General features: G+C 54.0%; 10 protein-coding genes. 3 read left to right on the top strand and 7 right to left on the bottom strand.

Annotated features, from left to right (window positions below):
- Positions 1–56: 56 nt before the first annotated feature.
- A complete protein-coding gene (locus tag U0026_RS10335; protein ID WP_062776225.1) occupies positions 57–1,967 on the bottom strand; it encodes an ATP-dependent DNA helicase in 1,911 nt (636 codons plus the stop codon).
- 127 nt (positions 1,968–2,094) lie between these two features.
- Here U0026_RS10335 and U0026_RS10330 point away from each other — a divergent pair, with 127 nt between their 5' ends.
- Positions 2,095–2,439, top strand: a complete 345-nt coding sequence (locus U0026_RS10330) for a RidA family protein (RefSeq protein WP_062776224.1) — start codon at positions 2,095–2,097, stop codon at positions 2,437–2,439.
- A 123-nt stretch (positions 2,440–2,562) separates the two neighbouring features.
- Here U0026_RS10330 and U0026_RS10325 read toward each other — a convergent pair.
- The 6 genes from U0026_RS10325 to U0026_RS10300 all read right to left on the bottom strand — a co-directional run bounded on the left by U0026_RS10325 (position 2,563) and on the right by U0026_RS10300 (position 9,327).
- A protein-coding gene (locus U0026_RS10325) for an IS3 family transposase (protein WP_126440720.1) occupies positions 2,563–3,776 on the bottom strand; the annotation gives its coding sequence in 2 pieces (ribosomal slippage) (positions 2,563–3,434 and positions 3,434–3,776; 1,215 coding nt in all).
- Between the two features lie 207 nt (positions 3,777–3,983).
- Complete coding sequence (locus U0026_RS10320) at positions 3,984–5,123, bottom strand: alginate lyase family protein (RefSeq protein ID WP_062776298.1); 1,140 nt, start codon at positions 5,121–5,123, stop codon at positions 3,984–3,986.
- A 7-nt stretch (positions 5,124–5,130) separates the two neighbouring features.
- Complete coding sequence (locus U0026_RS10315; RefSeq protein ID WP_062776221.1) at positions 5,131–6,225, bottom strand: ABC transporter ATP-binding protein; 1,095 nt, start codon at positions 6,223–6,225, stop codon at positions 5,131–5,133.
- 10 nt (positions 6,226–6,235) lie between these two features.
- Positions 6,236–7,075: a carbohydrate ABC transporter permease gene (locus U0026_RS10310; RefSeq protein ID WP_004121979.1), complete on the bottom strand. Its 840-nt coding sequence runs from the start codon at positions 7,073–7,075 to the stop codon at positions 6,236–6,238.
- 9 nt (positions 7,076–7,084) lie between these two features.
- Complete coding sequence (locus tag U0026_RS10305; protein WP_082806315.1) at positions 7,085–8,026, bottom strand: carbohydrate ABC transporter permease; 942 nt, start codon at positions 8,024–8,026, stop codon at positions 7,085–7,087.
- Positions 8,027–8,037: 11 nt separating this feature from the next.
- A complete protein-coding gene (locus U0026_RS10300) occupies positions 8,038–9,327 on the bottom strand; it encodes an ABC transporter substrate-binding protein (protein ID WP_062776295.1) in 1,290 nt (429 codons plus the stop codon).
- A 526-nt stretch (positions 9,328–9,853) separates the two neighbouring features.
- On the opposite strand from U0026_RS10300, the gene U0026_RS10295 reads away from it, so the two are divergent.
- Both U0026_RS10295 and U0026_RS10290 read left to right on the top strand, forming a co-directional pair.
- Positions 9,854–11,092 (top strand): alginate lyase family protein, encoded by a 1,239-nt coding sequence (locus U0026_RS10295; RefSeq protein ID WP_062776220.1) that lies wholly within the window; start codon positions 9,854–9,856, stop codon positions 11,090–11,092.
- Entirely contained in the window at positions 11,092–13,083 is a 1,992-nt protein-coding gene (locus U0026_RS10290) for a heparinase II/III domain-containing protein (RefSeq protein ID WP_062776219.1), read from the top strand. Before U0026_RS10295 ends, U0026_RS10290 begins: the two co-directional genes overlap by 1 nt.
- Positions 13,084–13,086: the final 3 nt, after the last annotated feature.

Genomic DNA, 13,086 nt, shown 5'->3' with positions numbered 1-13,086 from the left:
CTCTCGCAGTTACGGATCAATAAAATGGCGCGCATCTTACCACATTCCGACACACATTACCGCGCCGATGGCACCGCCAGGAAACGTACTGCACGGCGAATGTCACGCGTTCGCGGCGCAGGCGGCAGGCTGGCGAGGAACGTCGCGCCATACGGACGCATCACCAGACGGTTGTCGCAGATGACCAGCACACCGCGATCGGTCACGTCACGAATTAAACGCCCGACGCCCTGCTTGAGGGTTATCACCGCATCCGGCAGTTGCACATCGTCGAACGGATCGCCACCGCGCAGGCGGCAGTCTTCCATTCGCGCTTTCAGCAGCGGATCGTCCGGTGAGGTAAACGGCAGCTTGTCGATAATCACTAATGACAGCGCATCACCGCGCACGTCGACCCCTTCCCAGAAGCTACTGGTTGCCACCAGCAGCGCGTTACCGGCACTGACAAACTGCTGAAGCAGTTGACCTTTACTGGTTTCCCCTTGCAGCAGAACGGGCAGCGTCATGGTAGCGCGGAATTGTTCCGCCAGATCACGCATCATCGCGTGCGAGGTGCACAGCATAAAGCAGCGACCGTTGTTGGCTTCAATCAGCGGGCGGAGCATCGCCGCTAGATGGCGCGCTGCACCAGGCTGATTAGGCAACGGTAGGTTGCGTGGGACGCACAATAGCGCCTGCGTCTCGTAGTCAAACGGGCTTGGCAGCAGCATAGACTCTGCCGACTCAATGCCCAGCCGTTCGGTAAAGTGATGAAGGTCGTCGTTCACCGATAGCGTGGCGGAGGTAAAGATCCAGCTTCCAGGTTTTGCCGCCATTACTTCTTTAAATTTATCCGCCACCGTCAGCGGCGTCAGCGCCAGCGTGAAGTGGCGGGAGTTGCATTCATACCAGTAGCTGTAACCCGGCGTGTTGATCTCTTTTAAACGTTTAAGACGCGCGCGATAAAGGGTGGCACGTTCGAAAGCAACATCCAGTAGCGCAGAGCGACCCAGAGAGAGTTTGGCTACGTCGTAGCAAAGTTCAAGCGCATCGTCGAGCAGCAGCAGCGCGCGCTGGACGTTGTTGTCCGCCAGCAGCTCACGCAGATTTCCGCGATAACCCGGATCACCGACCTGTAAGCGAAAATCTTGCGTTGCCTGCGCCAGACGGTCGGCGCATTTTTGCAACTGCTGGGTATCTTTCACTTCGGTGCGGTAAGCAATGGTGACGTCTTTCGCCAAATCCAGAAGCTGGCGGCTGGAGAGTGACTGGCCAAAATACTGACTGGCAATATCCGGAAGCTGGTGCGCTTCATCGAAGATCATCACGTCAGCCTCGGGGATCAGTTCACCAAATCCGCCCTCTTTAACCACCATATCAGCAAGGAACAGGTGATGGTTGACCACCACCACGTCAGAATCCATCGCCTTTTTACGCGCTTTAACCACGAAACAGTCCTGATACAGCGGGCAGTCGCTGCCCAGACAGTTATCGTTGGTGCTGGTCACCAGCGGCCACGCCTGGGAGTCTTCCGCTACGCTGGCACAGGTGCTGATGTCGCCATCCGTTGTATGGTTCGCCCAGCTACGCAGCATAATCACGTCGCTGAGGGTTTGCACCGGCAGATCGCCGCCCGCCAGTGCCTGTTGCTCGAGGCGTTCCAGACACAGATAGTTCGAGCGCCCTTTGAGCAGCGCCAGTTTTCCGGTATAGGCTAAGGCCTTAGCGACGGTTGGCAAGTCGCGGCTGTAAAGCTGATCCTGCAATGCCTTAGAGCCGGTTGAGATGATCACTTTTTTGCCCGCGCGCAGCGCAGGTGCCAGGTAGGCGTAGGTTTTCCCCGTCCCCGTTCCGGCTTCCACCACCAATGGTTGACCGTCGGTAATCGCCTTTGTGACGGCGTGCGCCATCTGTCGCTGCGGTTCACGCGGTTTAAAGCCGGTTATCGCCTGCGCAAGCTGGCCGTCTGCTGCAAAATCGTCCGTCACGTTACCCCCTGGAAAAATTCCCAGTGATTATGTCAGGCGAACCCCGCTTATGCCAGCCGAAGTCGTGACGCCGCGCCGACAATGTGGCAGTCTTAACGCGTTTACGTGATGTTAAAAGGAAAATGAAATGACAATTGTACGTATTGATGCCGAGGCTCGTTGGTCTGATGTGGTGATTCATAACAACACGCTGTATTACACCGGCGTACCGGAAAACCTGGACGCCGACGCGTTTGAGCAAACGGCCAATACCCTGGCACAGATTGATGCGGTGCTGGAAAAACAGGGCAGCAGCAAGTCGCGTATTCTCGACGCCACCATTTTTCTGCCGGACGGAGAGGATTTCGCCGCCATGAACAAAGCATGGGATGCGTGGGTGGTTGCCGGTCACGCGCCGGTGCGCTGCACGGTGCAGGCGAAGCTCATGAACCCGCGGTATAAAGTTGAGATTAAGATTATCGCGGCGGTATAAATATTTGCGGCGCAAGCGCCTCGCCCAGGCTACGCCCGATTGTGTAGCCCGGCCAAGCACAGCGCCGCCGGAAATGCCCTGAGGTATCTGACTAGTCCTGATATAGGTTGACACTTTTCAGCCTTAAAACGCCTGATGAACTTCATCGGGCGTTTTGTATTTTAATGACAGATGTGGTCGTTGTGTGTTGTAGATTTCTACCGACTCCCTGACCATCTTTCTTGCCTGCACGATATCCTCTGGCTTAACGAGCAGATATTCCATTTTTAATATCCCGTTTATCCGCTCCGCCAGCGCATTCTGATAACAATCATATCCATCTGTCATCGAGTAGATCACCCCGTGACGTTCATGCAGCACCTGATATTCTGTTGAACAGTACTGGATACCCCGATCAGAGTGATGTATCAGAGCAGATGCCGTGCGTCTGCTCAACAGTGCCATTTTAAACGCGGCGGCCACATGCCGGGTATGCAGGCTTTCATGCACATGATATCCCACTATTTTCCTCGACCAGGCATCTGTTACCAGACTGACATACGCCATTCCCTTATGCAGCGGCAGGTAGGTGATATCTGCCACCCATACCTGTTCAGGCCGACGAGCAACAACCTGATTTTCACCTGACTTCAATAAGTTAGGATGACGGTAAAAGTGATGATGACTGTTCGTCGTTTTATGGTAGGCCCGTTTAGGCATCACCAGTAACCGCGAGCATCGCAGTATCTGGAACAGGCGATCACGGCCAGGATGCATCCCTGGCTCTGCCTGCTGTCGCAACAGGTAATGCAATTTACGGGTACCCAACCGGGGCTGTTGCAGCCGGATTGTCATCACCCGTTCGATAATATTTTGAGCCTGTAATTCTCTCCCTCGCTCACGCTGCAGAGACTGATACCACGCCTGTCGGCTAATTCCCATGAACCGGCAAACGCGCGTTACTGTGAGTCCCGGCGTTTGTGCTTGCGTGATAACGTAGCCAACTGCTTTTTTGTCAGTGTGGCTCCGAACCCCGTGTTCATGACCTTCACAACAGCTTCAAAAAACTGGGCTTTAACTTGTGATTCAGCGAGTTGCTGTTCGAGTTCTTTGATTCGTTGCTCGGGAGTAAGGGGCATTTTTGGCATGTTAACTCCACACTTTCTGACAGGAGAGGAGGAAAGCCAGTCGAGTAGGCCATACTTGCGGAGCCACTTCATGACGGTAGAGCTGCCTTGAATACCGTAGTGGTCTTGCGCCTGACGGTAAGTCATTTCACCTTTTTCGACCTGATCGACAACGGCCAATTTAAAGGATAGAGGGTAATCGCGTTGCGTGCGTTTAACGTATTGGTTCATCACATTTTCCTCAAGGTGCGAGTTAAATGTGTCAACGCTATTCAGGACGGGTCATCCCCAGAAATAAGGTCAGGCACGGAGTGCTCCCTCTCCCCAAAGGGGCGAGGGAACCGAACAGTGCGAGTTTCCCTTTCAGAGCAATACATTAGCTTATTCGTTAAATTATAAAAATTTACTGGGGATACCTCAGGGCAATGCCCCGGGTTATCAGCCCGGGCACCACATCAACTGTTCTTTTAGCTGTAATGTCTCCTGCGGCACACATTTCAGCACATCACGGTAGCTCGCCGACTGTTTCGGATAGCCACGCACCGACTGCAACAACACCCGCAACGCGCTATCCCAGACTATCCCCTGCAAATCACTGTACGGCCACAGATCCGGTTCGCGGATGAACGGCACCAGGTAATCAATCCCCTGTTTCACCCCGCGCCCGTCACGAATATGATTCCAGCGGTCAAATTCAACGTGCTCGGCGTAGCGATTGAGCAGCAGATGCGCCTCCAGATTAAACAGCGAGTAGTGGAACGGAATGGTGCGCTCAAGCTCCATCGTCTGCTTGCCGTCCTGGTCGATTTGCGCCGCCATCCGCTGGGTGATCCCCTGCTCGATAATGCACGACGCCAGCCCTTTATCGCCATAGAACAGCGCGTTAACCGTGCGCTGGGCGTCGTACCAGGTGCCGTGGTTGTTGTGCCAGACGTATTCGGAATGGCCGATTTCGCTGTAGTACATCCAGTGGTTAAAATCGCGAAACCACTGGTGCAGACCGATAATATCGTCAGTATCCAGTACACTTGCGGCATTAATCAGCCCGATGGTATCGACCACCATCCACAACAGGCGCGTGTCGATAAGCCCGGTGCCGCGACCGGAGACAATCCCCGGGATCGCCTGACCGTAGTTCAGATGCGGGTTCATTCGCGTATCCGCATCGAGAAACCAGCAGCGAATCTGTTGCGCCGCAGCCAGCGCATACTGCCGCTGCCCGGTGAAATACCATGCTAATCCCAGCGTCAGGCAACGCTCGCACATGCGGATGATGCGCGAGGTATCGGTGTCGTTATTCTCGCACTGCGGATTAATATGCCCGTCGCGGCGAATATAGGGCAGCCCGTTGGGCCGCCTCGGATTCGGCCACCAGTAGGTGCCCAGACTGTAATAATCGTGCGCATCGCCGCTCGCCGGGCGCAATTTTTTATGCACCACGCTTTCCGGCGGTTCGCGCCTCAAGACATCAGCCTCAGAAACCAGTTTACTCAGCGCCAGTTGCAACGGTGAAAATGGCTGCTTTAATCCCGCCCGCGCATTTTCCAGACAGCTTTCATCCAGGGTGTAGAGCTTCATCGCCACCTTATTTTTCCTCCACACACGCGATGCGCAGGCCGCTTTGCGCGTCAAACAGATGCACGCCGGAGAGTTTCGGTTGCAGCCAGATGTTATCGCCCTCTTTGACCGGCAGACGCTGCTTGAACACCGAGGTAAACGCCCCACCGCCGGTGTCGCAGAACAGCTGCATATCCGAGCCGGTATTCTCCACCGCCGTCACTTTCGCTGCCAGTGCGTCATCGCGCGCTTCATGCACCACGTTCACCTGCTCAGGGCGAATGGCATACACCACCTGCTGACCATTTTTCACCTGTAACCCAGCAGGCAGCGCCAGCAGCGAGCCGTCTTTCAGGCGCAGACTGGTTGCGTTACCGCTCAATACCACCTCACCCGGTAGCTGGTTGATTTCCGGCGAGCCAATAAAACCTGCAACAAATAGATTCGCGGGTTGGTCGTACAGCTCCAGCGGCGTTCCCGCCTGCTCGATACGTCCATCGCGCAGCACGACGATCATCTGCCCCATGGTCATCGCTTCAATCTGATCGTGGGTGACATAAACCGAGGTGGTTTTTAACCGGCGATGCAGCTCGCGTATTTCACCACGCACCTGGGTACGTAATTTGGCGTCGAGATTCGATAACGGTTCATCAAACAAGAACACCTGCGGCTTACGCACAATGGCACGCCCCATCGCCACGCGCTGACGCTGGCCGCCGGAGAGATCTTTTGGCAGACGCTCAAGCAACGGTTCCAGCCCCAGCAGGGCCGCCGCCTCATTAACTTTCTGATTAATGTCCGCCTTCGGCAGCCGCGCCATCTTCAGAGCAAAACCCATATTCTCGCGCACCGTCATTTGCGGGTACAGCGCGTAGCTCTGAAACACCATCGCAATATCGCGCAGCTTTGGCTCAACCTCAGTGACATTGCGTTCGTTAATGTGTACTTCGCCACCGGAAATTTCCTCAAGACCCGCAATCATACGCAGCAGCGTGGATTTCCCGCAGCCGCTGGGGCCGACGAGGACGCAGAATTCACCGTCCGGGATAGTCAACGACACATCTTTAATGACGTGTGCATCACCGTATGACTTGCGCACGCTATTTAATACAACAGATCCCATCGCTAACCCCTTATCCTTTGACCGCGCCGGACATAATCCCACGATTGAAATGTTTTTGCAGACCCAGATAGACGATGATGCTTGGCAGCATCGCCAGTAACGTAATAGCGATAAAAATGTTCGGCGTGATGCTCTCATCGGTACGCAGCGTACCGAGGATCACCGGAATGGTGTTCAGGCTGTCCTGGTTCACCACAATCAGCGGCAACAGGTACTGATCCCAAATCATAATGAAGCCGAAGGTCACCACCGTGCCCAGCGCCGGTTTCACCAGCGGCAGAATGACGTGGAAGAAAATCTGCCATTCATTGGCACCATCAATTCGCGCCGCCTCTTCCAGCTCTTTCGGAATGGCTGACATAAACTCGGTCAGCACGAAGATGGAGAACGCCCAGCCCACCACTGGCAGAATCATCCCGAGGTAGCTGTTGTAAAGCGAAGCATCGATAAACGGCAGCCGCCAGTTGATAATCATGTACAGCGGAATGGCGATAACCTCTTCCGGCAGCATCATGGTAGAGAGAATCACCAGACTGACCAGCGCCACGCCACGAAACTTCTTACGCGCTAATGCATAGGCCGCCAGCGCACTGACCGACACCTGCAACACGGTACCGAAGAACACCACCAGAATCGAGTTTAGCAGATACTGCCAGACGCCAATATCCATCCACGCAAAGATGAAATTCTCGAATGAGAACTGATTTGGCCAGGCCAACAGCTCACCCGGTTTCACCGGCGCACCGCTAAAGGCGGTGGCAACAATGCCCCAGAACGGCCCGACGAAGACAATCAGCAGCAGCGCGTAGATGCACCAGCGCCCTGCGGTATCCCAACGTTTACTTAACATCACGGCTCCTTAGTAACGTGCGATACGTTTTTTCAGCGTCAGATGACAGATGGTTAACAGCACCGTAAAGGTGAACAGCAGGAACGACACCGCCGAGGCGTAGCCATAATCAAACTGCTCGAAACCCAGTTTATAGATGTGGGTCATGACCATTTCCGTGGAGTTTGACGGCCCACCGCCAGTGGTGGCGTACACTTCAGCAAAGACGCGGAAACCACGAATAAAGGAGAGCATCAGCACCACCGAGAGTGCGGGGATCATGCCAGGCAGCGTGACGTAGCGCAGACGGTTCCACCAGTTCGCACCGTCCACGTTCGAGGCGTCGTACAGGTCACGACTGATTCCCGCCAGACCGGCAATGAAGATAACCATGTTGTACGGCACCGCTTTCCAGATGTGCAGCAGCATAATGACGCCCAGCGCCTGGTCGGAGCTGGCGAGGAACCCTTGATCCGCAATGCCAAACCAGCTCAGGATATGGTTCATCACCCCATTTGGCGTTGGGTTGAACAGGATGCGCCACATTTCGGCGACAATCGCCGCACTGGTGACCGCCGGTAAGAAGATGGCGGTACGGATAAAGCGCAGATGACGCGCCGGGCCTTCCAGCAGCATGGCGAGGAAAAACGCGAGTATTGCAGCGGCGAACATGGTGACCACCACGTACAGCAGCGTGTTGACCACTGCCGCATGCAGTTCAACGTCGGCGAAGGCGCGGGTGAAGTTGGCAAACCCCACCCACTCATTCGGCTGATTAAAGTTGACCTTGTAGAAGCTCATCACCAAGCCCTGAATCATCGGGATGAACTTAAACCAGCTAAAAATAATCAGCGCGGGGGCGAGAAACAGCCACGGGATTAGCGCCCGCTTGCGTTTTGCCGTCAGCCATCCGGTCGCGTCAGGCGAAGCGGCTTGCTTTAGCGGCGAGGACTTCGTCTCGTGCAGCGTCATAACGTCATTCCTCACTTAGCCAGCACATTTTGTTTTTCAAGCTCAGCGTTTACCTTGCCGTCAATTGTCTTCAGCTCAGCGGCAATGTCGCTGTTGCAGTCGGCAAAGATGCGGTTAAAGCCATCGGCTGCCACCTGACGTACCGGCGTCCAGTTTGGAATTTGCGGCACATAGCGCCCTTGCTCGTTGTACAGTTTGGCGAAGGTTTCCCAGCGCGTGTCCTGATACACCGCTTTCACATCGACGTTCTTGTTCACCGGTAAACGAACAACGGGAATGTGCTTACTGCCTTTGCCCATGCCAATTTCCTGACCTTCCGGGGAAATCATAAATTCGATAAATTTGCGGGCGGCCTCTTTTTGCTGACTGCTCTTCATCATAAAGACCGTGGTGCCTTCGGCGAGAGTCGCCTCACCTTTTGGTCCAACGACCGGCACCACCTCAAAGTTATCTTTACCTGGGTCTTTATCAAACAGCGCAATGTGATATGGGCCGCTGAAGAACATGCCGCTTTGTCCTGATCGGAAAGACGGAATAACATCGGCAGTCGTGGCATTAATTGCGCCCGGCTGGGTGACCTTTTCGCACATCATGGTGCGCATAAAGGTCATCGCCTGAGCGACTTCCGGGGTATTGAGCGAAGCGCTGAATTTACCGTTATGGTCGCTGACGAAATCGCCTCCGGCCTGCCAGATAAAGCTGCTCATAAACCAGCTGGCATAGCCTCGGGTGGTGGATGCCGGAACGATAAAACCGTAAGTATCATTTTTACCGTTGCCGTCCGGGTCTTGAGTAGTAAAGGCCTTGGCGAGAGTCTGGATGTCATCCCAGCTTTTCGGTAACGGCAAACCGAGTTTTTCACGCCAGTCTTTGCGCACGAACAGGGCGAAGGTTTGCGCCGAAGTTGGCACGCCGTAGTATTTGCCGTCGATATAGCGGGTACTGTTCCAGGCCGTCTGATACAACTGATCGCCGCCGCTTATCGCTTTGGGGTCGATTTCATCGGCAATGCCGAGCTGGATAAACTGCCCCAGTGACGCCGCATCGTTAAAGATCAGGTCCGGTAAGGCATTGCCCGCCGTTGCCCGCGCCAGACGCTGCTCAAAATCGGTGGTCGCGTTGAAGTATTCGATTTTAATTCCGGTTTTTTCTTCAAACTTCTCCGCCTCTTGTTTGTAGATATTTTTGGAGTCGTTGCTCGCGCGGATCCAGACGTTAAGGGTTGTGGCGGCGTAGCTCTGCCCGATGCCAAATCCCAGTGCGGAAAGGAGTAATAATGAACGTAATTTATTCGCAGACATGATTGCATATCCTTTATTGTAGGGCACAAAGGTAATTAAATTCGCAATTAATGCATTTTCAGATGAAATGAATAGCATTTTGCTATTAATACAAGATGCGTGAAAATTATTTTCAATCATTAAATAGAAATGTATTTTCCAATACAACCACACAAAAAAGAAATTGTATTTCAAAAATCAAAAAGTTGAAGCAGATCACATCAGGAAGTGACATGAAAAGTGACTTAAAATTATTATCCTTTAAATTCATACAGATAACATTTTATTGATTTTGTTAAAATTATCAACAAAAATAGAAAAAAGTATAATTCCGTGACTCACATTGCATTAATTACGTCATTTTTTATTCAACCCTATAAGCTTGAAGCTCATCACAAAAAAAATCACTTTGTCTTTTACACTGCACAGCATCGCTTTCATAAATACATTATTTTTAATTAAACCGCCTGTCTCTTATGCCTCTTAAATATGTGGCAGGTAAAATTCTATTGTTATCTTTTCTCTTATTTGTAGAAGGGTTATCACGATGAACTCAATACCTCGCCCTGGAATATTCAGCCTTGCGTTACTTTGTTGTGGCCTAAGCACATCACTGTATGCCGCAGAGCCTTATACGCTTGATGGTAAAGATCTGGCCTTCAGCCGCCAGCAAATAGCCGCTAAAGATCCCTTGTTTGTGCAAGCACAGGACGCGCTGCTAAAGAAAGCGGACCTGGCATTGAAGCACCCGCTGTTTTCGGTGATGGACAAAACGCTGGTCGCCGCCAGCGGCAATAAGCACGACTATTACAGCTTCCCGCCATATTGGTGGCCAGACCCCAACACCAAAGACGGGCTGCCGTATATCCGTAAAGATGGGCAAACCAACCCGGATGCCAACAGCGATGCAACCGACAAAAACCGCCTGGTGAAAATGAGCAACGACGTGTCCACGCTGGCGCTGGCGTGGTATTTCTCACAAGATAGCCGCTACGCACAGAAGGCCGCCGAGCAGATTAAAAGCTGGTTCCTCAATCCAAAAACCCGTATGACGCCAAATCTACAGCATGCGCAGGCGATCCCTGGCATCAATACCGGCCGCGGCATCGGCATTATCGACAGTCGGGCGCTGGTCGAGGTAGTTGACGCCATCGCCCTGCTGCAATCCTCCGGCGCATTGAGCGAGTCAGAAGTGGCGGAACTCAAGCAGTGGTTCGGCGAGTTTTATCACTGGATGACCACCAGCCAGAACGGTTTTGAGGAAGAGAACTGGCATAATAATCACGGCACCTACTTTGATATGCAGGCCGCCACCTTTGCGCTGTTCAGCGGCAAAAACGACGAAGCGAAAAAGCGTTTGTACATCACCCAACTGCGGCGCATTGCCGGACAATTTGACGTTGATGGCCGCCAGATGGCGGAGCTGGAGCGCACCCGTCCGTGGCACTACAGCAACTTCAACCTCGAAGCCTATAATCGCCTGGGGCGTCTGGGCGAGAAAGCGGGCGTTGATATCTGGAACTTCACTCTCGACGACCATAGCTTGCGCAAAGGCTATCAATACATCGCCGGATTTATTAACAGCGATACACCGTGGCCGTGGAAAGACCTCGACAAAATGGACGATAAGAAAGCGCTACGGAATATTGCCACCGCCGCCCACGCCTGGCCGGATGACGCGTTGTTCCGCGAAAAAGCCCAGTGGCTGCGCGCGAAATACCCCGACGATATCACCACGCTAATTGCTCCGCTCCCCGCATCAGCAGAGGTCAAGGATAACCACTGATGAAACAATTTTCTGGGCTATGGCCCGACATTGCCAGACGTGCAGCCGGCAATAACGGCCTGATTGAACAGCTCGTGAAGAATGCACAGCCGATGCTCGACGCCGACGTGCGCATCCCGCAGACCGGGATTGCGAGCTGGAATCTCTACTATTTTTGCCCGCACCATGGGGTGCGGCTCACTTGGCAGGCAGACTCCCCTCATCATCACGCCTGCCCGGTTGACGGTGAAGTTTTTAGCGGCGAGCCGTGGGACGGAGCGTGGTGGCGGGAGATGAACGGGCGCAACGCCAGTGCCTGTCAGCAACTGGGGCTACTGTGGCAGTTGACCGGTGAATCACACTATCGCGATAAAGTCCATACGCTACTGATGGGGTATGCGGATGTCTATCCCGGCTACGAAATCCATGGAGATATTCCCCACAATGGCCCGGGGAAAATGAACGCCCAAACGCTGTGCGAAGCCAATTGCATTCTGGATATGGCCCTGGGTTACGATTTTATTCGTGACAGCGTCACAACTAGCGAAGAGCAACACATCAGCCAAAACCTTCTGCGCTGTGCAGCGGCGTTTTTACGCGAGCATCGAAGCCCACAGATTCATAATCACGAGGTGAAAATCAGCGCCGCACTCGCCGTGCTGGGCTTTGTCCTTGAAGATGAGGAGCTTCTTGAGTTTGCCGTTAATGAACCGTACGGCCTGCGCTGGCAGTTAGAGCATGGGCTACTTGCGGAGGGCTTGTGGTTTGAGGGGTCGGTGCATTACCACTACTACGCGCTACAGGGGTTCTTTGCTTTTGAGAAGCTGGCGCGCGGCACTCGCTGGAGCCTGATTGATGGCTCGTGGTATCAGCCGATGCTGAAGTTTCCGCTCTCATTGCTGTTGCCGGATGGCACCTTCCCACGGCTGAATGACTGCCTTGCCGGGCAGGAAAAACTGCATCACCGGGATCTGTATGAGTTTGCCTGGTTTATCTGGCACGACCCGCAATACGCTGCGGTGTTGCAGTTTACGGCTGAGGAGCCCGATGAGCGCGAAACGCTGCTGTGGCGCAATCGGTCGCTGCCGGAGACCACACCGGTTCTTATTCCACAGCAGTCGCTATTCGCCCCTGGTGCCGGGATCACGCTCTGGCGCCGACCACAACAGGTGCTATTGATTAAACATAGCCCGTGGGGCGGCGAGCACGACCATTATGACCGGCTGGGTCTGATGCTGTGGCAGCGCGACGGCTGGCTGCTTCCGGATTTGGGCACCACCGGTTACGGTGCAAAAATGCACTATGATTATTACAAAAACAGCGCTACCCATAACACCCTGACGGTGAATCAAACCAACCAGCCTCCCGCGAATCCGGATGTGCTGGGCTGGCATATGGGCGATGATTTTCTTTGGCTGGATACAGAGGTGGATTGGGGCAAACCACTGCCAGTGCTGAATAGCCATTCACGGGTCGAGTGGGATGTTAACGCCTGGCGCGAAGTGCGCTTTCGCCGCCGTTTGCTGTGGCTGGATGATGTGTTGATCGACTTGTCAACGGTGGAGAACCCGCATCGTCAGCAGCTTGACTGGACGCTCCATCTGGCGGCACAGGCGCTGGATCAAAGCGGCACGCCGCAGCCCTTCTCGCTTAGTGGGCCGCTACGTCATATGACAGATTCAACAATGACACCGCTGCACGGCTGTCAGCCACGCCATTTTTCCCGTGAAGACGATACGGTAGCGCTGTGGCTGGCGGGTGATGGTGAGCTATGGCAGGGGTTAGCACCGGATAACCCGGCGGTAAGCGAACTCAGCTATCTGGTGTTGCGCAATCATCTGCCGCAGGCACGGTTTGTCTGTCTGTGGGATCTGGCAAAATCTGCGCCGTTAACCGAAGTGAGCGTGCATCACGCAGCTTTCGGCACACAGCTTACTTTCTGGCGCGGCGAGCGAGTGACGCATGTAACACTGTTCGATAATCCAGCGCAACTGCCGGATGTCATGATGTGACCT

The sequence above is a fragment of the Kluyvera intermedia genome (assembly GCF_034424175.1).
Classification (GTDB): domain Bacteria; phylum Pseudomonadota; class Gammaproteobacteria; order Enterobacterales; family Enterobacteriaceae; genus Kluyvera; species Kluyvera intermedia.
This window is presented reverse-complemented; position numbering and strand designations above follow the sequence as displayed.

What these genes read in the sequence shown, in the direction of transcription:
- U0026_RS10330 (WP_062776224.1), top strand. Translation starts at nt 2,095, where the DNA reads ATGACAATTGTACGTATTGATGCCGAGGCTCGTTGGTCTGATGTGGTG.
- U0026_RS10320 (WP_062776298.1), bottom strand. Translation starts at nt 5,123, where the DNA reads ATGAAGCTCTACACCCTGGATGAAAGCTGTCTGGAAAATGCGCGGGCG.
- U0026_RS10315 (WP_062776221.1), bottom strand. Translation starts at nt 6,225, where the DNA reads ATGGGATCTGTTGTATTAAATAGCGTGCGCAAGTCATACGGTGATGCA.
- U0026_RS10310 (WP_004121979.1), bottom strand. Translation starts at nt 7,075, where the DNA reads ATGTTAAGTAAACGTTGGGATACCGCAGGGCGCTGGTGCATCTACGCG.
- U0026_RS10305 (WP_082806315.1), bottom strand. Translation starts at nt 8,026, where the DNA reads ATGACGCTGCACGAGACGAAGTCCTCGCCGCTAAAGCAAGCCGCTTCG.
- U0026_RS10300 (WP_062776295.1), bottom strand. Translation starts at nt 9,327, where the DNA reads ATGTCTGCGAATAAATTACGTTCATTATTACTCCTTTCCGCACTGGGA.
- U0026_RS10295 (WP_062776220.1), top strand. Translation starts at nt 9,854, where the DNA reads ATGAACTCAATACCTCGCCCTGGAATATTCAGCCTTGCGTTACTTTGT.
- U0026_RS10290 (WP_062776219.1), top strand. Translation starts at nt 11,092, where the DNA reads ATGAAACAATTTTCTGGGCTATGGCCCGACATTGCCAGACGTGCAGCC.